General features: G+C 74.5%; 7 protein-coding genes. 2 read left to right on the forward strand and 5 right to left on the reverse strand.

All coding sequences use genetic code 11. The annotated features are described in order from the left end of the window. Positions 1-17: 17 nt before the first annotated feature. The 3 genes from ACH4MY_RS11845 to ACH4MY_RS11855 are packed head-to-tail and all read right to left on the reverse strand — an operon-like array spanning position 18 to position 3,108. A complete protein-coding gene (locus tag ACH4MY_RS11845; protein ID WP_398001072.1) occupies positions 18-917 on the reverse strand; it encodes an ABC transporter ATP-binding protein in 900 nt (299 codons plus the stop codon). Next, complete coding sequence (locus ACH4MY_RS11850; protein WP_398001074.1) at positions 914-2,038, reverse strand: FecCD family ABC transporter permease; 1,125 nt, start codon at positions 2,036-2,038, stop codon at positions 914-916. The genes ACH4MY_RS11845 and ACH4MY_RS11850 overlap by 4 nt, the downstream gene beginning before the upstream one ends. Then, positions 2,035-3,108 (reverse strand): FecCD family ABC transporter permease, encoded by a 1,074-nt coding sequence (locus tag ACH4MY_RS11855; protein WP_398001669.1) that lies wholly within the window; start codon positions 3,106-3,108, stop codon positions 2,035-2,037. Before ACH4MY_RS11855 ends, ACH4MY_RS11850 begins: the two co-directional genes overlap by 4 nt. A gap of 257 nt (positions 3,109-3,365) precedes the next feature. Here ACH4MY_RS11855 and ACH4MY_RS11860 point away from each other — a divergent pair, with 257 nt between their 5' ends. Both ACH4MY_RS11860 and ACH4MY_RS11865 read left to right on the forward strand, forming a co-directional pair. Further along, complete coding sequence (locus tag ACH4MY_RS11860; protein WP_398001077.1) at positions 3,366-5,066, forward strand: ABC transporter ATP-binding protein; 1,701 nt, start codon at positions 3,366-3,368, stop codon at positions 5,064-5,066. Positions 5,067-5,173: 107 nt separating this feature from the next. Continuing rightward, entirely contained in the window at positions 5,174-7,003 is a 1,830-nt protein-coding gene (locus tag ACH4MY_RS11865) for an ABC transporter ATP-binding protein (protein ID WP_398001080.1), read from the forward strand. Between the two features lie 363 nt (positions 7,004-7,366). Here ACH4MY_RS11865 and ACH4MY_RS11870 read toward each other — a convergent pair whose 3' ends face one another. Both ACH4MY_RS11870 and ACH4MY_RS11875 read right to left on the reverse strand, forming a co-directional pair. Further along, positions 7,367-7,576, reverse strand: a complete 210-nt coding sequence (locus ACH4MY_RS11870; protein WP_398001083.1) for an MbtH family protein — start codon at positions 7,574-7,576, stop codon at positions 7,367-7,369. Next, positions 7,573-21,888, reverse strand: coding sequence for an amino acid adenylation domain-containing protein (locus ACH4MY_RS11875; RefSeq protein WP_398001085.1), 14,316 nt, complete (start codon positions 21,886-21,888; stop codon positions 7,573-7,575). The genes ACH4MY_RS11870 and ACH4MY_RS11875 overlap by 4 nt, the downstream gene beginning before the upstream one ends. Positions 21,889-21,974: the final 86 nt, after the last annotated feature.

The raw sequence follows: 21,974 nt of genomic DNA on the forward strand, positions 1-21,974 counted from the left end.
CGTCGGTCCCTGCGGCGTCAGGAGGTCCTGGCCATCGCGATGTCGTGATCGGACGCTTCGGCCGGTTCCTTCCCCGCGTCGGTACGGCTCGTCGCGTCGGCGGGGGCGTACCACCTGGGTGCCGCGGGCACCATCAGCGGCGTCCCCGTCTCGGGGTCGGGGATGATCCGGCAGGGCAGCCCGAAGACGTCCTCCACGAGCTCCGCCGTCATGACCGTCCTGGGATCGCCCTCGGCCGCGATGACGCCGCCGGGACGCATGACGATGAGGTGGGTGGCGTAGCGGCAGGCCTGGTTGAGGTCGTGCAGGACCGCGACGACCGTGTGGCCCTGGTGGGCGTGGAGTTCGGCGCACAGGTCGAGGACCTCGACCTGGTGGGCGATGTCGAGGTAGGTGGTCGGTTCGTCGAGCAGCAGGATCGAGGTCTGCTGGGCGAGGACCATGGAGAGCCAGACGCGCTGGCGCTGGCCGCCGGACAGATCGTCGACGGGCCGGTCGGCGAGGTCCAGGACTCCGGTCTGCCGCATGGCGTCGACGACGGCGGTCTCGTCCTCCGCGGACCACTGCTTCAGGATGCCCTGGTGGGGGTAGCGGCCGCGGGCCACGAGGTCGCCCACCGTGATGCCGCCGGGCGCGGTCGAGGTCTGCGGGAGCAGCCCGAGCCGGCGGGCGACCTCGCGGGAGCGGTACGAGGCGATGGCGGCGCCGTCGAGGTAGACCTGTCCGGCGCGCGGCTTGAGCATCCGGGCGAGGGCGGTGAGCAGGGTGGACTTGCCGCAGGCGTTGGGCCCGACGATCACCGTGAAGGAGTGGTCGGGGATGCCGACGGTGAGGTCGGTCGCCACCGTCCGCTGGTCGTAGGAGAGCGTGAGGCCCTCGGCGCGCAGGCGGGAGTCGGGTCGGTTCGTTGCTGTCATGCGCGGCTCTTTCGCGACTCGGTGACCAGTAGCCAGATGAGGTAGAGCCCGCCGACGCAGCCGGTCGCGGTACCCACCGGGAGGAGCGCGGGGGCGAAGAGGCGCTGCACGGCGAGGTCGCTCAGGGCGAGCATGACCGCGCCCATGAGGGCGGACGGCAGCAGTGCGGGGCCGGACGATCCGGTGATCTTGCGGGCCACCTGGGGCGCTGCCAGGGCGATGAACCAGATGGGGCCGGTCACGGCCGTGGCGAACGCGGCCAGGGCGACACTGATCACGAGGAGCACGGTGCGGGTGCGCGACACGTCGACGCCGAGGGCCGTCGCGGTGGTGTCGCCCATCTCCACCATGGAGAGGCGGCGGGAGAGGAAGAAGGCGAGGGGCAGCAGTACGGCGACGGCGACGCCGATCGCGGTGGCGTGCGTCCAGAGGCGGTTGCCCAGGCTGCCGATCAGCCAGGACTGCGCCTCCAGGGCTTCCTGGAAGGTCGCGCGGGTGATCAGGTACGAGTTGACGGCGAGGAGCAGGGCGCTGACCCCGATGCCGACGACGACCAGCCGGAAACCCTGGATTCCTCGGCCGAGCATGAGGAGATGGACGGCGAGGGCGGTGGCGAGGCCGCCGGCCAGGGCGCCGAGCGCGATCTGCGTCATGCTGCCGTGCAGCACGACGATGACGACCAGCGCGCCCACGGCGGAACCGTTGGTGAAGCCGATGATGTCGGGGCTGCCCAGGGGGTTGCCCGTGATGCTCTGCAGGATGGCCCCGCTCACGGCGAGGGCCGCGCCGACGCACAGCGCGGTCACGAGACGCGGCATGCGCAGGGTGTTGACGACGAAGTCGGCGATGCCGGATCCCTCGCCGGTGAGCGCCCGGAGGACCTCCCCGACGGACAGGTCGAAGTCCCCGGTGGTCAGGGTGACGCCCGCGACGGCGACGAGTGCGGCCAGGAGGGCGACGGTGACGGCGAGGGTCCGGCCCTGGACGCGCAGGGAGACGCCCCCGGACCGGGTGCGGACGACCCGGCCGCTGATGACGCGGGGGCGACCCGGGGTGGTCGCGGTTCCGGGCACGGGTGCCGGATCGGGCGCGGAGGCCTTCGCCTCCCGTACGGCGGTCACAGCATGACCAGCTTTCGGCGACGGCACAGGGCGATGAACAGCGGGGCTCCGACGAACGCCATGACGATGCCGACCTGTACCTCGCCGGGGGCGCCGAGCACCCGGCCCAGGATGTCCGAGCCGATGAGCAGGACGGGGGCGATCAGCATCGAGTACGCGAACACCCACCGCTGGTCGGGGCCGACGACGAAGCGGGCGATGTGCGGCACGGCGAGGCCCACGAAGCCGATCGGTCCGGCGGCGGCGGTGGCGGCTCCGCAGAGGAGCATCACGGCGACGGCGCCGAGCGCGCGGGTCCGGCCGACGTGCACCCCGAGGGCCCGGCCCATCTGGTCGCCCATGGCCAGGGCGTTGAGGGAGGGGGCGAGGACGAGGGCGACGAGGAGGCCGACGGCGATGAACGGGAGGGCCATCAGGACGATGTCGTAGTAGCGGCCGGCGAGGGAGCCGACGGTCCAGAAGCGGAACTGGTCGAAGGCCCTCGGGTTGAGCAGCAGGATCGCCCAGTTGAAGGCGTACAGCACGGCGGTCACGGCGGCGCCGGCGACGACGAGCCGCTCGGGGGAGGCGAGTTTCCGCCCGGAGGAGCCGAGCAGGAAGACGCCGACGGACGCGGCGGCGGCGCCCGCGAGGGCGAACCACACATAGCCGAGCGGCGCCGCGACGCCGAAGAAGGCGATGGCGATCACCACACCGGCGGAGGCGCCCAGATTGACGCCGAGCATGCCGGGGTCGGCGAGCGGGTTGCGCGTCAGGGCCTGCATCAGGGCACCGGCCAGGCCGAGCGCCGTGCCGACGAGGAGTCCGAGGAGTGTCCGGGGGATGCGGTAGTCGTGGATGATCACCGAGGTCTCCGAACCGTCCGGGTGCCACAGGACGTTCCAGGTGGCGGTGAAGGGGATGCCCCGGGTGCCCACCCAGATGCTGAGGAGTCCGACGAGGACGAGGGCGGCGAGGCCGAGGAGCAGGCCCAGTCCCCGGTACGCGGTCCCGGCGCGGCTCGTTCGTGGCGGCGGGGCGGGATCGTCGCCCTTCTCCGCGGAGTGTTCCTCGGTCTGCTGTCCCGACACCACCCGGGATTCGACGGACAACGACAACTCCCCCTGGCGGTGGTCCAGATGTACGGCGAGAGCCCCACGGCGCACGGACCGACGGATCACGACTTAGGTGAGGCTAACCGAAGCGTGTCGAGCGGTCAACGCGCCGGACGGCACCCGTCGGCCACCCCGGAGCGGACCGCGCCGGCACTCCCGGCGGACCGCACCACCCTGCCGTCAAGTCAGAGTAGGCTTACCTAACCAATCATCGACCTCCGTGAAGGAGTCTCATGTCAACGGGCGGACCGACGGGGGGACTTGTCCTCCGCCAGACGATCAGAGGACAACGCCGCCGCATCATCGCGGCATCACTGCTCGGCATGACCCACCAGGGCTGCGAGGCCCTCGTGCCGGTGGTCATCGGCGCCACCATCGACACGGCGGTGGCGACCGGCTCCTCCGAGGCACTGCTGCGGCTGCTGATCGTCCTCGCGGTCCTCTTCCTGGTCCTGTCGACCTGCTACCGCACCAGCGCCCGGATCGGGGAAGGCACCGGCGAACTCGCCGCGCACAAGCTGCGCCTCGACCTGGCCGCACGGGTCCTCGACCCCCGGGGCGGCGCCGACGCCAACCGGCTCCCCGGCGCGCTGACCAGCATCGCCACCAACGACGCCCGCCGCGTGGGCTCGGTCGCCACCGTCATCTCCTACGGGGTGTCGGCGGTCGCCGCCCTCGTCATCAGCGCGATCGCCCTCCTGCGGATCTCCGTCCCCCTCGGCCTGCTCGTCCTGCTCGGCATCCCGCCGCTGCTGTGGCTCGGCCACCGCATCAGCCGGCCGCTCGAACGCCGCAGCGAGACCGAACAGGAGCGCGCCGCGCACGCCTCCGGCGTCGCCGCCGACCTCGTCTCGGGGCTCCGCGTCCTCAAGGGCATGGGCGCCGAGTCGGCGGCCGTGGCCCGCTACCGCACCACCAGCCAGGGCTCCCTGTCCGCCGCGCTGCGGGCCGCCCGCAGCCGGGCCGGGCACGAGGGCGCGATCCTCGCGCTGACCGGCGTCTTCATCGCCGTCATCGGCGTGGTGGGTGCCTATCTCGCCATGGACGGCAGCATCAGCGTCGGCGATTTGGTGGCCGCCGTCGGCCTGGCGCAGTTCCTCCTCGGCCCCTTCCAGCTGCTGACCTACGTGAACGCCGAGCTCGCCCAGGGACGGGCGTCGGCCAAGCGGATCGCCGAGGTGCTCGCCTCGCCGGTCACCGTCGAGGCCGGCCACGACCTGCCCGCCGACCGGGCCGCCGGACGTCTCGCCCTGCGCGGCGTCACACACGGCACGCTGCGCGGCATGGATCTCGACCTGCCGGCCGGCAGCCTGACCGGGGTCGTCGCCCGGGACCCCGCCGCCGCCAACGACCTCCTCGTCTGCCTCGCCCGCGAGGCGGACCCCGCCGAGGGAGCGATCGAGCTCGACGGCACACCGCTGACCTCGCTCGACCCCGACGCGCTGCGCCGGGCGGTCCTGGTCGCCCACCACGACGCCGACCTGTTCGAGAGCACGCTCCTCGACAACGTACGGGCCGGGGCCGACGGCGACGACCCCGCCGCGGTCGACCGCGCCCTGGAGGCCTCGGCCGCCGACGACGTCGCCCGGCTCCTGCCGGACGGCGGGGACACCCTGCTCGCCGAACGCGGCCGCTCCCTCTCCGGCGGCCAGCGCCAGCGCGTGGCGCTCGCCCGCGCACTCGCCGCCGACCGGCCGGTGCTCGTCCTCCACGACCCGACCACCGCGGTGGACACCGTCACCGAGTCGCGGATCGCCGCCCGGCTGCGCGAGATCCGCCGCGACCGCACCACCGTCCTCGTCACCACGAGCCCCGCGCTCCTCGCCGTGACCGACCGGGTGGTGGTCCTGGAGGACGGCGCCGTACGGGCCGCGGGGCACCACACCGAACTGCTCGCCACCGACGCGACGTACCGTGCGGCGGTGCTCGCATGACGCTCGCGGACGAGACGAGGACCGAGAGCCCGGCGCCGAAGGACAGCCCGGCACCGAGGAACGAAGGACGTACGAGGGAGACGGCCACGGGGGAGACGGAACAGACCATGAGCGGAACCAGCCCGGACCGGGTCCTCCTGCCGACCGCCACCGGCGCCGAGTCGCTCACCGCGCTCCGCGGCATGCTGCACGGCCACCGGCTCCTCGCCGTGGCCGCGTTCGCCGTCCTCGTCGCCGGAACCGCCATCGGGCTGCTGACCGCTCCCCTGCTCGGACACATCGTCGACCTCGTGGTGGAGCACCGGGGCGCGTCCGCCCTCACCCTGCCGCTGGTCCTGCTCGTCGTCGTCGCGGTGGCGCGCGGCGCGGCCGCGGCCGTCGGCAGCACCCTGGTCGCCCGGCTCGGCGAGACCGTACTCGCCACGCTGCGGGAGCAGTTCATCGAGCGGGCGCTCCGGCTGCCGCTCGACCGTGTCGAGGCCGCCGGCTCGGGCGACCTCGTCTCCCGGGTCACCAGCGACGTGTCCGTGATCGGGAAGTCGGTGCGCCAGGCCCTGCCCGAGTTCAGCCGTTCCGCCCTGACGATCCTGCTCACCTTCGTCGGACTCGCCGTGCTCGACTGGCGTTTCCTGCTCGCGGCGCTGATCGCGGCGCCGGTCCAGGCGCTCTCGGTGCGCTGGTACCTGCGCCGGGCCGCCCCCGTGTACGGCGAACACCGCGTCGCCACCGGCGCGTTGCAGCACCAGCTGCTCGACAGCGTCGGCGGCGTCCGGACCGTACGGGCCTTCCGGCTGAACGGAACCCACACGGACCTGCTGGAGAAGCGCTCCGCGGCCGCCCGCGACCTCGGCCTGCGCGGCATCCACATCGTCACCGGCTTCTTCTCCCGGCTCAACCTCGCCGAGTTCATCGGACTCGCCGCGATGCTCGGCACCGGGTTCGTCCTGGTCGACCGCGGCTCGGTCAGCATCGGTACGGCCACGGCTGCCGCACTGTACTTCCACAGCCTCTTCAACCCGATCAACGCGACGCTGTTCCTCCTCGACGACGCCCAGTCGGCGGGGGCGAGCTTCGCCCGGCTGGTCGGCGTCTCCGGCCTCCCCGCCGAGCGGGCGCCGAGCGGGCACCACACCCTCGTGGACGGCTCGGTCGAGGTGTCCGCGCTCAGCCACGCGTACGGCTCCGGGGCCCCGGTCCTGCACCAGGTCGACCTCCGTGTCCGCGGCGGGGAACGGGTGGCCCTGGTGGGGGCGAGCGGGGCCGGCAAGACCACCCTGGCCAAGCTCGTCGCCGGCGTCCACAGCCCCACCGGGGGCTCGATCGCGCTCGGCGGGGTCGACGCCGCGGAGCTCGGCCCGGCCGGGGTCCGACGCGCGGTCGCGCTCATCAGCCAGGAGGTGCACGTCTTCGCCGGCACCCTCGCCGACGACCTGCGCCTCGCCCGGCCGGAGGCCGACGACGAGGCGCTGCACGCGGCACTGGACCGCGTCGGCGCCCTGGAGTGGGCACTGGCCCTGCCGGAGGGCCTGACCACGGTCGTGGGCGAGGGCGGACACCGGCTGACGGTGACCCAGGCGCAGCATCTCGCCCTGGCCCGGCTCGTGCTGGCGGACCCTCCGATCGCGATCCTCGACGAGGCCACCGCCGACGCCGGCAGCGCCGGCGCACGCGTCCTGGAGGACGCGGCGGAGCGTGCGCTGGAGGGCCGCACGGGTCTCGTCGTCGCGCACCGGCTGCCGCAGGCGGCCGCCGCCGACCGGGTGGTCGTCCTCGACCAGGGCCGGGTCGTCGAGACCGGCACCCACGAGGAGCTGGTGGCGGCGGGCGGCCGGTACGCCGATCTGTGGGCCGCGTGGTCCGACAGCCGCCGAGAGCCCGGCGAGAAGCTGCCGCGGCCGACGGCCGGCTCGGACGTCCCGGTCTCGCGGATCGGCTGAGGTCTCCCCCGCGACCTCCGGGCCTCGCGGGACGGGGGCGGCACGACACCCTGTCGTGCCGCCCCCTTCCGCTGTCCGCGACAGGCCGCGCGCCGGACAGGCCGCCCGAGTCCTCCCCGGCGCCGGCCGGAGCCGTCGGACCGTGTCGGCACGGAGCCGTCGGACCGTGTCTGCGCGGGGCCACCGGGAGGGACCGTCGGTGCAGGTCATCGACACGGGCCGTCGGCACAGGGCCACCGGCACGGCCCACCGCCACGGGCCGCCTCCGCGAACCGCCGGCGGGGACCGCCCCCGGACACACCGCCGCCCGCGAGGGGAGTTCCCCTCGCGGGCGGCGGTCGGTGCCGGGCCGGTGCCGGGCGGTCAGTCCTGGAGGGCGGCGAGGCTCGCCGGGCGCAGGTCCGTCCAGTGGGACTCCACGTAGGCCAGGCAGCCCTCGCGGGTGTCCTCGCCGAAGACGGACCGCCATCCGGCGGGGACCTCGGCGAAGGAGGGCCACAGCGAGTGCTGGTTCTCGTCGTTGACCAGAACCAGGAAACGGCCCCGCGGGTCCTCGAACGGGTTGGTGCTCATGCGTTCTCACTCCTCTTGTGTGTCACGCCGAACAGCTGGGACAGGGGCTGTTCGGAGTCGGCTGTCACGGTGCGCAGCAGGGTCTGGAGTTCCTCGGCGAGCCGGTGGGCCTTCGCCGTGCCGAGGCGTTCGGTCGCGTGGATCAGCCCGCAGTGCACGGGCCCCTCGCCACGGGGTTCGTAGAAGCTGAGGGTCAGTTCCGCCCTCGTCGAGCCGGTCGGAACGGCCACGAGGTCGCCGACGCCGCCCTGCAGACGTTCCAGGTCCGCCTGCTCGTGGTGGATCACCATGACCTGGGGGCCCTCGGGCCGCAGGCCGGCCGTCCGGCCGACCTCGTCGAAGGGGACGTCCTGCCGGTCGAGGGCGCCGAGGGTGGTCTCCCGTACGCGGGTCAGCAGTTCCGCGAAGGTCGGGTCGCCGGCCGTGTCGGTGCGCAGCACGACCGTGTTGAAGAAGCATCCGACGAGGTCGGCGAGCTGGTCGTCGGTGCGCCCCGCGACCATCGTGCCGATCGGCAGGTCGGTGCCGGCGCCGTGGCCGGTGAGCAGGGCCGCGAGGGCCGCGTGCAGCACCATGAACATGCTGGTGCCGGTAGCCTGTGCGAGCCGGTCGACGTCCGCGTGCAGCCGCTCGTCGAGGACGAACTCGACGACTCCGGCCGCCTGTCGGCCCGCGGGGCGGGCCCCGGAGGTGTGAACCTCCGTCGGCAGGGCGAGCTCGCGCGGCGCGTCCTTGAGGGTCGCCCGCCAGTACGCCAGCTGCCGACCGCTCCGGCTGTCCGGATCCGCGGGGTCGCCGAGGACCTCGCGCGCCCAGCGGGTGTAGTCGCCGTAGCCGACCGGGAGCGGTGTCCACTCAGGTGCCCCGCCCGCCGTCCGCGCGCCGTACGCCGTGGTGAGGTCGCGGAAGAGCGGGACCACCGACCACTCGTCGACGGCGAGGTAGTGGAGGGTGAGCAGGACCGCCTGGGCGCCGTCGGCGTCGGTGAGCAGCCGGGCCCGCAGCGGGGCCTCCTGCTCCAGGTCCGGTGCTCCGGCGGCCAGCTCGGCCAGTCGGGTGTCCAGGTCCGCGCACTGCTCCACGGCCAGCGCCGGGGCCGCGACGGCCCGTCGGCTCAGGCTGCCCCCGGCTTCGGTGAAGGCGGTGCGGAGGGGTTCGTGGCGGGCGGTCACATCGTCGAGGGCGGCGGCGAGGGCCTCGGCGTCGAGTCCGCCGGGAGAGCGCAGCACGAGGGCGTGGTCGAAGCCGGGGCTCCGCAGGTACGCCTGCCACTGCCACTGCTGTACGGGCGCCACCGGGCCGTCCGTACCGTCGAAGGTCCCGGGTCCGGTTCCGTCGGCGGCGCCGGGCTCGACCGGGCGCAGGGCCGGCCGGGCGGCGCTCGCGCCCTCCAGCTTCCCGGCGATGCCCGCGACGGTCAGCGCGTCGAAGACGTCGCGGATGCTCAGCTCGACGCCGAACTCGGCGCGGATGCGGCCGAGGAGCCGCATCGAGGCCATGGAGTGGCCGCCGAGGGCGAAGAAGCTGTCGTGCACGCCCACGCCGTCGAGCTTGAGGATCTCGCAGAAGAGTTCGGCGATCCGCGCCTGTGTCCCGGTCGCGGGCCGGGCGTCGCCGGTCATGGCCGACCAGTCGGGCGCGGGCAGTGCCTTGTGGTCCAGCTTGCCGTTCGGGGTGAGCGGCAGCGGGCCGTCCAGCGGGACGACGAGCGCGGGGACCATGTACTCGGGGAGCAGCGCGGCGACATGGGCGCGCAGTTCCCGCGGGTCGAGGTCGAGGTCGAGGCCGGTGCCCGGCTCGGGGACGGCGTAGCCGACGAGGCGGACGATGTCGCCGTCGCGGTCGGGCAGGACGGCGGCCTGGGCGACCGACGGGTGGCCCGCGAGGGCGGCCTCGATCTCGCCGAGCTCGATGCGGAAGCCGCGGATCTTCACCTGGGTGTCGACCCGGCCGAGGAAGTCGAGGTTTCCGTCGGCGCGCCAGCGGGCCCGGTCGCCGGTGCGGTACATCCGGCTGCCGGGTGCGCCGTACGGGTCGGCGACGAACCGCTGCGAGCTGAGCCCGGCCTGCCCGAGGTAGCCGCGGGCGAGGCCGCGCCCGGCCACGTACAGCTCGCCGATCACGCCGGGCGGGACGGGCCGCAGGTGCTCGTCGAGGACGTAGCAGCGGGTGTTGGGGTCGGGGCGGCCGATCGGCACCCGGCCGGTGGCACGGCCGCCGTGTTCACGGGCCGGCCAGAGCGTCGAGTTGACGGTCGCCTCGGTGAGTCCGTACGCGCAGATCAGGTTCGCGGTGGCACCGAAGCGCTCGAAGAGGTCCGGCGGCACGGTCTCGGTGCCGACGAGGACGGTGGAGCCCTCGGGCAGGGTGCAGCCGGCGGGCAGGGCCGACACCAGCGACGGCGGCAGGATCATATGGGTGATCCGCTGGTCCGCGAGGAAGTCGGTGAGGGCGGGTCCGGCGACCCGGGCCTCGTCGGTGATGAGGACGAGCCGTCCGCCGTGACAGAGCGCCATGGCCAGTTCGAAGGCGAAGACGTCGAAGCCGATGGACGCGAACTGGAGGACCCGGCTGTCGTGTTCCAGTCCCATCCGGTCGACGGCGGTGGCGACGAGGCTGGTGACGCCCTCGTGCGGGACGACGACGCCCTTGGGGCGGCCGGTCGAGCCGGAGGTGTAGATCACGTACGCGGCCTGGTCGAGACCGGCCGGGCCGGCGGCCGGCGGGGTCTCCGGCAGGGCGGCCAGTGCGGCGGCGGTGTCGGGGGCGTCGAGGAGCACCACCGGGACGCCGGCGACGTCCGGGATCTTCCCGGCGACGGGCTCGGTGCCGACCACGACGGCGGCGCCGGAGTTCTCGATCATGTAGCTGAGCCGGTCGCCGGGGTGGACCAGGTCGAGCGGCAGGAACGCGGCGCCCAGCTTCAGGGCGGCGACCACCGTGGCGATCATGTCCACCGAGCGCGGCACGGCCACGCCGACGACGCTCTCGGCGCCGACGCCGCGGGCGGCGAGCAGCCGGGCGAGGCGGTTGGCACGGGCGTCGAGCTGGGCGTACGTCACCGAGCGGGAGCGCTCGACGACGGCGACCGCGTCGGGGCGCTCGGCCACCCATCGGGCGAAGAGCGCCGTCAGGGTCTCCTCGTCGACCTCGCGGGGCAGGCCGTTGAAGCCGTCGAGGACGAGACTCCGCTCCTCGTCGGTGAGGATCCGTGCCTGGGACAGCGGCTGGTCGGGGGCCTCGACGAGCGTCCCCACGAGTCGGCGGAGGCGGTCGCCGATGTGTGCGGCGGTCTCGTGGTCGAAGAGCTCGGTGGCGAACTCGAGGCGGCACCCGAGGGAGTCGGCGGCGCCGTCGGCCGAGGTGTGCTCGGTGAAGCTGAACACGAGGTCGAACTTGGCGGTGCCCGTCCGGTGCGGCAGGTAGCCGGCCCGGAGCCCGGGCAGGCGCAGTGCGTCGTCCGTCCGGGCGTGGTGGCCGACCATCACCTGGAACAGCGGGTTCCGGGAGAGGGAGCGGGTCGGGTTGAGCTTCTCCACGACCGCCTCGAAGGGCACGTCCGCGTGGGAGAAGGCGGCGAGGTCGGTCTCCCGGACCCGGCGGAGGAGTTCGGTGAAGCTGGGGTCCCCGCCGAGGTCGGTGCGGAGCACCAGGGTGTTGACGAAGAAGCCGACCAGCTCGTCCAGGGCCTCGTCGCCGCGGCCCGCGATGGGCGCGCCGAGCGGGATGTCGGTGCCGGCGCCGAGGCGGTGCAGCAGGGCGGCCACGGCCGCGTGCACGACCATGAACATGCTGGCGCCGGTGTCGCGGGCGAGCCTCCGCAGCCCCTCGTGGACGGTGCGGTCGAAGGTGATGTCGAGTTCGGAGCCGGTGAACGCGGGGCGGGCGGGCCGCGGGCGGTCGGTGGGCAGCTCCAGTTCCTCGGGGGCTCCGGCCAGGGTCGTCCGCCAGTGCTCCAGCTGCCGGGCGGCGAGGCTGTCGGCGTCGGACGGGTCGCCCAGCAGCTTCTGCTGCCAGAGGGCGTAGTCGGCGTACTGGACGGGCAGCGGCTCCCAGTCGGGTGCGGCGCCGCCGAGGCGGGCCGTGTACGCGGTGGTCAGGTCGCGCAGGAAGGGGCGGTCGGACCACTCGTCGGTGGTGATGTGGTGGAGCAGCAGCACGACGACGTGCTCGTCGGGCGCCACCTCCACGACCGTGGCGCGGATCGGGAGTTCGGCGGCGAGGTCGAAGGGCCGCCGGACGGCGGCGTCCACGATGCCGCGGATCTCGTCCTCGGTGGCGCGCAGGTGTTCCACGGCCGGGGCGGCCGAGCCGGCCGGCAGGATCCGCTGGTACGCCTGGCCGTCGCGCTCGGCGAAGAGCGTGCGCAGCGCCTCGTGACGGTCGGTGACGTCGGCGAGGGCGGCGCGCCACGCCTCGCGGTCGAAGGTGCCGTTCAGCCGCATGACGAGCGGGAAGTTGTACGCGGCCGAGGTGCATTCGATCTGCTGGATGACCCACAGGCGCTGCTGGGCGTGCGAGAGCGGCAGTTCGTCGGGGCGCTCGGTGGCGACGAGCGCCGGGCGGGCGGCGCCGCGCGAGGCGGCCGCGCGCTCGACGAGCTCGGCGACGGTGGGTGCCTCGAACAGGTCGCGGATCGCGAGCTCGGCGTCGAGCGCGGTGCGGGCCCGGCTGATGAGCCGGGTGGCGAGGAGCGAGTGTCCGCCGAGCTCGAAGAAGTCGCTGTCGATGCCGACGGCGCCCTCGGCGAGGCCGAGGACCTCCGCGAAGAGACCGCACAGGGTCTCCTCCCGCGGGGTGCGCGGCGCGCGGCTCGTGCCCGTGCCGGTGAGGTCGGGGGCGGGAAGGGCCTTGACGTCCAGCTTGCCGTTGACGGTCAGCGGCAGGGTCGTGACGGGGACCAGGGCGGACGGGACCATGTAGTCGGGCAGGCCGGTCTTGAGGTGCTCGCGCAGCCGCTGGACGAGGCTGTCGTCCTCCTCGCCGCCGGGGGTCCCCTGTTCGGGGACGAAGTAGCCGACGAGGCGCTTGGTGCCGGCGGTCTCGTGGACGACCACGGCGGCGTGGGCGACCGCGGGATGGTCGGACAGGGCGGTGGAGATCTCGCCGAGTTCGATGCGGTAGCCGCGGATCTTGACCTGGTCGTCGGTGCGGCCGAGGAAGTCGAGGAGGCCGTCGGGGCGCTGCCGTACGAGGTCGCCCGTGCGGTACATGCGCTCGCCGGGCTCGCCGAAGGGGTCGGCGACGAACCGTTCGGCGGTCAGCGCGGCCCGGTCGTGGTAGCCGCGGGCCAGGCCGGTGCCGGCGATGTACAGCTCGCCGGGGCAGCCCGGGGGAACGGGGCGCAGCATCGCGTCGAGGACATGGGCGCGGGTGTTGCGGATGGGCCGGCCGACGGTGGGTGTCGCGCTCTCGGTGGTGGAGCCGCCGAGGGTGTTGATCGTGTACTCGGTCGGGCCGTAGAGGTTGTACCCGTACGTGCCTTCGGTGCGGCGCAGTTGCGTCCAGACCGTGTCGGAGACGGCCTCGCCGCCGAGCAGGACGAGCGCGGGGCGGTGCCTGCCCGCGGTCTCGTCCTGGTCGAGGAGGCCCTCCTCGATGAGCAGCTGGGCGTAGGTGGGCGTCACGTTGACCACGTCGACGCGGTGTTCGTCGCAGTAGGCGACCAGGGCTTCGGCGTCGCGGCGGAGTTCCTCGTCGCAGACGTGGACCTCGTGGCCCTCGACGAGCCAGAGCAGCTCCTCCCACGACATGTCGAAGGCGAAGGACACGGTGTGCGCGATGCGGAGGCGTCGCCCGCCGACCGAGGCGATGGCCGGGTCGAAGATCTCCTTCTGGTGGTTGAGCTGCATGTTCGTCAGGCCCCGGTAGGGGGTGACGACGCCCTTCGGGCGGCCCGTGGAGCCGGAGGTGTAGATGACGTACGCGGGGTGCTCCAGGCGGTCCGGCACCCCGTGGGCGAACGCGGGCCGCTCGGCGTAGGTGATCCCGTCGCCGGACAGCGCGGCCAGCTCGGCGGTCACGGCCTCGTCGTCGAGGAGGACTTCGAGGGCGACGGGGCCGTCCTCGCGCCGGAGCGTCGGGGCGACGGCGGTGGTGGACACCAGGCAGAGCGGTCCGGTGTCCTCGGCCATGAGCCGCAGCCGGTCGGCCGGGTGGTCGAGGTCGAGCGGCAGGTAGGCGGCGCCGGTCCGCAGGACGGCGAAGAGCGCGGCGACCATCTCGATGGACCGGGGCAGGGCGAGTGCCACGACCTTCTCGGGCCCGGCGCTCCGGGCGAGCAGCAGCCGGGCGAGCCGGTTGACCTGCGCGTCGAGTTCGGCGTAGGTGAGGGCGCGCTCGCCGAAGACCAGCGCGACGGCGTCGGGGGTACGGGCGACCTGGGCGGTGAGCATGTCGGCGACGGTCTCGTCCGGCACCGGCTCACGGCCGGCCTCCCGGCCGGTGGCCAGGCCGGCGTGCTCGTCCGCGAGCAGCAGGTCGACGCCGACGGTGCGGGCGGACGCGGCGGCCGGCCCGGCGAGGGTCTCGCCGAGGCGGTCGAGGACCGTGGTGAAGCGGGCGAGGATCGCGGTGGCGGCCTCCGCGTCGAAGAGGTCGGGCCGGGCGGCCAGGGTGACCCGCAGCCGCGCTCCGGGGGTGACGATCAGCGTGAGCGGGAAGTGGGTGCCGTCCACGTTCGACACGTCGGTGATGCCGTGGCGCTCGCGGAGGGCGGCGGCCCGGTCCTCGCCGTCGGCCGAGCGGAGCACGAAGAGGGTGTCGAAGAGCCGGCGGTGGCCGGACTCCTGCTGGAGGGTGCCGAGGCCGACGTACTCGTACGGCATGACGGCGGCGCGCTCGGACTGCATGCGGCGCAGCAGGTCGAGCAGGGGCTCGTCGGGGGCGAAGGCGACGCGGGCGGGGATCGTGTTGAGGAACATGCCGATGATGCCGGCGACGTTCGGGACGTCCGCCGGGCGTCCGGCGACGGCCGTGCCGAAGGCGACGTCGCCCCGGCCCGTCATGGCCGAGAGGACCAGGGCCCAGGCCGCGTTGAGGACGGTGTTCAGGGTGAGTCCGTGCCTGCGGGCGGCGGTCCGCAGCCGCTCGCCGGTCTCCTGGGTGAGGAGGGCGTCGAAGTCCACGGGTATGACGGGGCCGGTGTCGCGTCCGGAGGGGGCGAGCAGGGTCGGCTCGTCGAATCCGGAGAGCGCCCCGCGCCAGGCGTCGAGGGCAAGGGTGGTGTCCTGCGCCTCCAGCCAGGCCAGGTGGTCGCGGTAGGAGCCGGGCTGCTCCAGACCGGTGGGGTCGCCGTTCCGCTCGTACAGGGTGAACAGCTCTTCCAGGAAGAGCCAGGCGGACCAGCCGTCCCAGAGGATGAGGTGGTGGGTGACGACGAGCCGGTCGCGGCCGTCGCCGAGGCGGATGAGGAGCAGGCGGCAGAGCGGCGCGGCGGACAGGTCGAAGCGCTGCCTGCGGTCGGCGGCGAGGAGTTCCTCGGTGCGGGTCCGCTGTTCCTCGGCGGGCAGGCCGGAGAGGTCGGCCTCGACGAGCGGGAACTCGGCGCCGTCCACGATGAACTGGACGGGACGGGGCAGGCCGTCGCTGGTGAATCCGGCGCGCAGTCCGGTGTTGCGGTCCAGGAGGGTCCGGCAGGCGGCGCGGAGCCGGTCGGCGTCGATCCGGCGGTCGAGGTCCAGGGTCTCCTGGGACTGGTAGACGTCGAGGGCGTCGCCCGCGTCGTAGGTGGCGTGGAAGTACATGCCCTCCTGGAGCGGGGAGAGCGGCCAGACGTCCGCGACGGGGAGCCCGGCGACGGCGTGCACGCGCGCGGTCTCCTCGGCGGTGAGCTCCGGTCCGCCCAGGGGCGCGGGGGCCTGGGGCTCCGGGGCGGCCGGGGCGGCGGCGGCAAGCTGGTCGAGGAGGGCGCGCAGAGCGGGGTCGACGGCGGCGCCGGACTGCTGCTGGAGCGCCAGAACGGCCTGGAGGGCGGCTGCGGCCTGTCCGGCGTCGGAGGCGGAGACGGTCACACCGTCTGAGTGCACGGGTACCTCGGTGGTGTCGGGCGAGTCGGGGGTCCGGGGTGCCGCGGCGTCCCTGTGGGCGGCCGCGGCGGCGAGGGCGGCCGGGGTGCGGTGCTCGAACACATCGCGGGGGCTGAGCGTCAGCCCCTTGTCCCGCGCGCGGGTGGCGACGGTGATCGAGCTGAGGCTGTCGCCGCCGAGCATGAAGAAGTCGTCGTCGACGCCCGTTCCGGGGACGCCGAGGACCTCGGCGAAGATCTCGCGGAGGGCGCGCTCGCGGTCGTCGCGGGGGGCGCGGCCGCCGGTCCGGGGGGCGGCCTCGGGCGCGGGCAGGGCGTTCTGGTCGAGCTTCCCGCTGGGCGTCAGCGGCAGTTCGGCGAGGACGACGACGGCGCTCGGCACCATCGCGGCCGGGAGCGCCTCGGTGAGCGCCGTGTGCAGGGCCTCGGAGACGGGCGCGGCACCGGCCGTGGGGACGGCGTAGCCGACGAGGGCGCCGTCGCGGACGGTCACGGCCGCGCGGGCCACGCCGGGCAGTGCGGCGAGGGCGGTCTCGATCTCGCCCAGCTCGACGCGGTTGCCCCTGATCTTGACCTGGCGGTCGGTGCGGCCGAGGTATGCGACGGCTCCGTCGGCGCGGCGGCGCACCAGGTCGCCGGTGCGGTACATCCGCTCCCCCGGTGCGCCGAACGGGTCGGCGACGAACCGGTCGGAGGTGAGGCCGGGGCGGTCGTGGTAGCCGCGGGCCAGCTGGACGCCGGCGAGGTACAGCTCGCCGGGCACGCCGTCCGGCACCGGGCGCAGGAACGGGTCCAGGACGTGCAGCCGGGTGTTCCACACGGGCCGGCCGATCGGGACCGCCGGTTCGGTGCCTCCCTCGTAGGGGAAGAAGGTGACGTCGACGGCCGCCTCGGTGGGGCCGTACAGGTTGTGCAGCGGTACGGCGGTGCGGCCGGAGCGTGAGGTCAGCTCCCACCAGCGCCGGGCGTCGGCTCCGGTGAGCGCCTCGCCGCTGCAGAACACCCGGCGCAGGCTCGCCGCCCAGTCGGGGGCGTCCGGGGCGGCTTCCATGACCCGGACGAAAGCGGCCAGCATCGAGGGCACGAAGTGGGTGGTGGTGACGGCCTGTTCGGCGATGAGGCCGGCCAGGTACTCGGGGTCGCGGTGGCCGTCGGGGCGGGCGAGGACGACGGTGGCGCCCTCGGTGAGGGCCCAGAAGAACTCCCACACCGACACATCGAAGCTGGACGGGGTCTTCTGGAGGACCCGGTCGTCGGCGGTGAGTCCGTACGCGCCCTGCATCCAGGCGAGCCGGTTGACGACGGCCCGGTGGGTGACGGCGACGCCCTTGGGGCGGCCGGTGGAGCCCGAGGTGTAGATGAGGTACGCGGGGTGGTCGGGGCCGGCGGCCCGTACGGGGCTGTCGGCGGGGGTCTCCCGGGGCTCCCCCGCGCCGATGACGAGGTGTTCGAGGCCGGACACGGCCGGGAGCCGTCCGGCGGCCTCGGCGGTCGTCACGACGAGACGCGCACCCGAGTCGGCGAGCATGAACGCCACCCGGTCGGCGGGGTAGTCGAGATCCACGGGCAGGTAGGCGGCGCCCGCCTTGTGGACGCCGAGGAGCGCGACCATCAGTTCGGCCGAGCGCGGGACCGCGACGGCCACGTACCGCTCGGGACCCGCGCCGCGGGCGCGGAGCCGCCGGGCCAGGGCCTCGGCCCGCCGGTCGAGTTCGGCGTAGCTGAGGGTGGTGCCGTCGAAGACGACGGCGGGGGCCTGCGGGGTGCGGGCCGCCCGGGCGGCGAAGAGCGAGGCGAGGGTGGCCTCGGGGACCGGGTGCGCGGTGGCGTTGAGTTCCGTGAGGTGTTCGCGCTCGCGGGTGGACAGCAGGCCGGTGCGGGCGACGAGGCGGTCGGGGTCGGCGGCCACGGTCCGCAGCAGGGCCGTGAACCGGTTGGCGAGGACGGCCACCGCGACCTGGTCGAGGCGGGCGGCGTCGTGCTTGAAGCGGAGCAGCAGGCCGGCCTCGGCGGGCTCGACGACGAGTGCGAGCGGGTAGTGCACGGCGTCGAGGACCTCGGCGCCGGTGACGAGCGGCGCGTCTCCGCCCTGGCCGCCGCTCGGGAAGTTCTCGAACACCACGAGGGTGTCGAAGAGTTCGCCGCCGCCGGCGACGCGCTGGATGTCGGCGAGGCCGAGGTGCTGGTGGTCGAGGAGGGCGGAGTGCTCGTCCTGGACGCGGCGGAGCAGCTCGGTGAGGGTCTCCTCGGGGCGGAGGGTGACCCGGGCCGGGACGGTGTTGATGAAGAGGCCGACGGCGGAGTCGAGTCCGGCGACCTCGGTGGTCCGGCCGGACACGGTGGTGCCGAAGACGACGTCCCGGCCTCCGGTGAGGCCGCCCAGGAGCAGTCCCCAGGTGCCGTGCAGGACACTGCCGAGGGTCAGGCCCCGGGTCCTGGCGTAGGTGGCCAGCGCGTCGGTGAGGTCGCGCGGGAGGCGTGTGTCGACGTGCTCGGGGCGGGTGGGGGTGCCGGCGCCGCCCGGGGCGGCGAGCGCGGGGAGCCGGGTCGGGCCCTCCACTCCGGCGAGCGCCCGGCGCCACGCCTCACGGGCGGCGTCCCGGTCGCGGCCGGCGAGCCAGGAGAGGTACGGCTCCGGGGCCACGGGCGCGGGCAGTTCGGCGCCCCGGTAGGCCTCGGTCAGCTCCCTCAGGAGCACCCCGACCGACCAGCCGTCGGCGACGATGTGGTGCAGGGTGAGGAGCAGCCGGTGGCGCCGGCCGTCCTTGACGAGGGTGGCGCGCAGGAGCGGCGGCCGGTCGAGGTCGAACGGTTCGGCGCGGTCGGCGCGGAGGATGGCGTCCGGGCCCGTGACGGTGGCGTCGGCCTCCCGCCACGGGAGGGTGACCCGGTCCGCGAGCCGCTGGACGACCTGGCCGCCGGGGAGCTGGCGGAAGGAGGCGCGCAGCAGCGGATGCCGGTCGAGGAGGAGCTGGAGCGCGGAGCGGAGGCGGTCGGGGTCGACCGGTCCGCCCAGGTCGAGGAGCTCCTGGACGATGTAGAGGTCGGCGGCCTGCCGGTCGTACTCCGCGTGGAAGAAGAAACCTTCCTGGAGCGGGGAGACGGGCAGGGCGTCCGCGTCGAGCGCCACCTCCCGGTGGGCGGCTGCGGCCACGGTCTCCCCCGCGGTCCTGGCGAGGGCGGAGACGGTCCTGCCGCGGAACACGTCGCGCGGGGTGAGCGCGAGACCGGCCTCGCGGGCGCGGTTGACCAGCTGGATGGCGACGATGCTGTCGCCGCCGAGTTCGAAGAAGCTGTCGTGGACACCCACGGCCGGCAGGCCGAGGACGTCGGCGAACAGGGCGGCGAGAGCCGTCTCCGCCGGGGTGCTCGGGGTGTCGGTGCCGGTCAGGGAGGTCCAGCGGGGTTCGGGCAGGGCCTTGGCGTCGAGCTTGCCGTTCGGGGTGAGCGGGAGCGGGCCGTCGAGGACGACGACGGCGGACGGCACCATGTGGTCGGGCAGGGCGTCGGTCACGCGCGCCCGTGCGGCCGTCACCGCCGCCTCGGTGTCCGCGCCGGCGTCGGCGCTCTCGGCCTCGGGGACCAGATAGGCGACGAGGCGCTTGACTCCCCGGTGGTCCTCGCGTGCGAGGACGGCGGCCTGGGCGATGCCCTCGCAGGCCATGAAGGCGCTCTCGACCTCGCCGGGCTCCACGCGGTGGCCGCGGATCTTGATCTGGCCGTCGGCGCGGCCGAGGAACTCCAGGTTGCCGTCGGCGCCCCAGCGGACCCGGTCGCCGGTGCGGTACATCCGGGTTCCGGGCTCTCCGTACGGGTCGGCGACGAACCGCTCCGAGGTCAGCGCGTGGCGGCCCAGGTAGCCGCGTGCGAGGCCGCGGCCGGAGACGTACAGCTCGCCCTCCGTGCCGACGGGGACGGGCCGCAGCGCCGCGTCGAGGACGTAGGCGCGGGTGTTGGGGTCGGGCTCGCCGATGGGGGCGGGGCCGGGACGGTCGGGGTCGGCGAGCCAGAGGGTGGAGTTGACCGTGGCCTCGGTGAGGCCGTAGGCGACGACGACCCGGAGCCTGCCGCCCCAGCGGGCGATCAGCTCGCTGGGGACGGCCTCGGTGCCGACGATCAGCACGGCGCCCTCGGGGAGTTCGCACTCCTGCGGCAGCGCGGAGACGAGTGAGGGCGGCAGGATCATGTGGGTGGCGCGGTGGCGCGCGATGTACTCGGTGAGCGCGGGGCCCGCGACACGGCGCTCGGCAGGGACGACGATGATCCGTCCGCCGACGCAGAGCGACATGATCAGGTCCCAGACCGTCACGTCGAAGCCGACGGAGGCGAACTGCACGACGCGGCTCCCGGCGGTGATGCCGATCCGGTCGGTGGCGGTGGCGACGAGGCTGCCGACGCCGTCGTGCGAGACGACGACGCCCTTGGGGCGGCCCGTCGAACCCGAGGTGTAGATGACGTACGCCGCCTGGTCGAGCGCGACCGGCGGCGCCGGGTCGAGGCCGGCGGGCCCGTCGAGGGCCTCGACGGTGGCGGGGTCGTCGAGAAGCAGGTGCCCGACGCCCTCCAGCTCGGGGAGTTCCCCGGCGAGTTCGCGGTCGGTGACGACGGTGCGGGCACCGGCGTCGGACAGCATGTAGGCGATGCGGTCCTGCGGGTGGTCGGCGTCGAGGGGCAGGTAGGCGGCGCCCGCCTTCATCACGGCGAGGAGCGCCACGACCAGTTCGGGCGAGCGGGGCAGAGCCACACCCACCACGTCCTCGGCGCCGACGCCCCGGGTACGGAGCAGCCGGGCGAGCCGGTCGGCGGCCTCGTCGAGCTCGGCGTACGTCAGCTCGCGGTCCTCGCAGACCAGGGCGACGGAGTCGGGGGTGCGGCCGACCTGGGCCTCGAAGGCGGCGGGCCAGGACAGCTCCGGCGACTGCCGGGGGGAGGTGCCGAACTCCTCCAGAAGGAGTACCCGTTCGCTGTCGGTGGTCAGCTCGATCCGGCCGACGGGGCGGTCGAGGTCGTCGGCGAAGGCGTCGAGGAGCGCGAGGAAGCGGCGCTCGTGGCCGGCGAGGGCGGCCTCGTCGCAGGCGTCGGCGTCCGCGTCGAGGTGGACGGCGTAGCCCCGGCCGCCCGCGCCCTCGGCGAAGCTGAACGCGAGGTCGCTGACCGGGCCGAGCCAGACGGGCCGCAGTTCGGTCGCGTGGCCGCCGAAGTCCAGGTCCGCGGAGCGGGGCAGTACGTTGACGGTGGGGCCGACGAGTTCCGGTACGCCGTCGACGAGGCCGAGTTCCCTGGCGAGGTCCTCGGCGCGGTACCGCCCGTGGGCGACGGCGTCGGCGACGCTCGCGCGCACCTGGTCGACGAGGGCGGCTCCGGTGGTGCCGGGGCGGACGTCGAGGCGCAGCGGGACGATGTTGGACACCATGCCGGGGACGCGGGCGGAGACCTCGTCGTCGCGGGCGGCGACGGGCAGGCCGAGGACGAGGTCCTGCTCGCCGCTGACGCGGTGCAGGTAGGCGGCGACGGCGGCGAGCAGGAGCCGGGACGTTCGGACGCCCGTGGTCGCGGCGGCGGTGTCCAGTCGCTCGACGGTCTCCGGGGGCAGTTCGGTGGTGCGGCGCAGCCGTCGGGTCATGGAGGTGGCGGCCCGGTCGACGAGCCGTACGGGCTCGGTACGGCCGGCCAGCCGCTCCAGCCACCAGGCGCGGTCGGCGGCGTGCCGTTCGGAGGTGCGGTAGGCGCGGTCGGCGGCGACGAGGTCGGCGAGGGACCCGTCGCGGAGCGCGGGTACCTCCTCGGCGGCGGTGTAGTACGCGCCGGCGCGGCGGGTGATGAGGGCGACGGCCATGCCGTCCGCCACGATGTGGTGGTAGCGCTGGGCCCAGAGGACCTGGTCGTCGGCGAGCCGCAGCAGGGCGTGGGCGAAGAGGGTGTCGTGGGTGAGGTCGACGGGCCGCTCTCGGTCGGCGGCCATCCACGCGGCGGCGGCCTCCTCGGGGTCCTCGGCGGCGCGCAGGTCGACGACGGTGACGACGACGGGGGCGGTACGGGAGGTCTGGCGGGGTCCGTCGGCGCCGGGGGCGACCGTGACGTGCAGGCACTCGGCCTCTTCGACGGCCCGGCGGACGGAGGCGGTGAGGCGTGCGAGGTCGACGGCGCCGCGGAGATGCAGCGCGAACACGATGTTGTAGGCGGAGCTGTCCGGTTCGATCTGCTGGGCCAGCCAGATGCCGGATTGCCCGCCGGTGACGGGGAGGCCGGAGGTGGTGTTCCGGTCCGACGGCTCGACGTCAAACATCGTACGAAGTGGCCTTTCCCTGGGGGTGCGTGGCTGGCGGTGACGGCACAGGCGCCGACGGCGTGGCGAGGGTTCCGCCACGCCGT

Origin of the sequence: Streptomyces sp. NPDC017246 (genome assembly GCF_044331325.1) — a bacterium.
GTDB lineage: Bacteria > Actinomycetota > Actinomycetes > Streptomycetales > Streptomycetaceae > Streptomyces.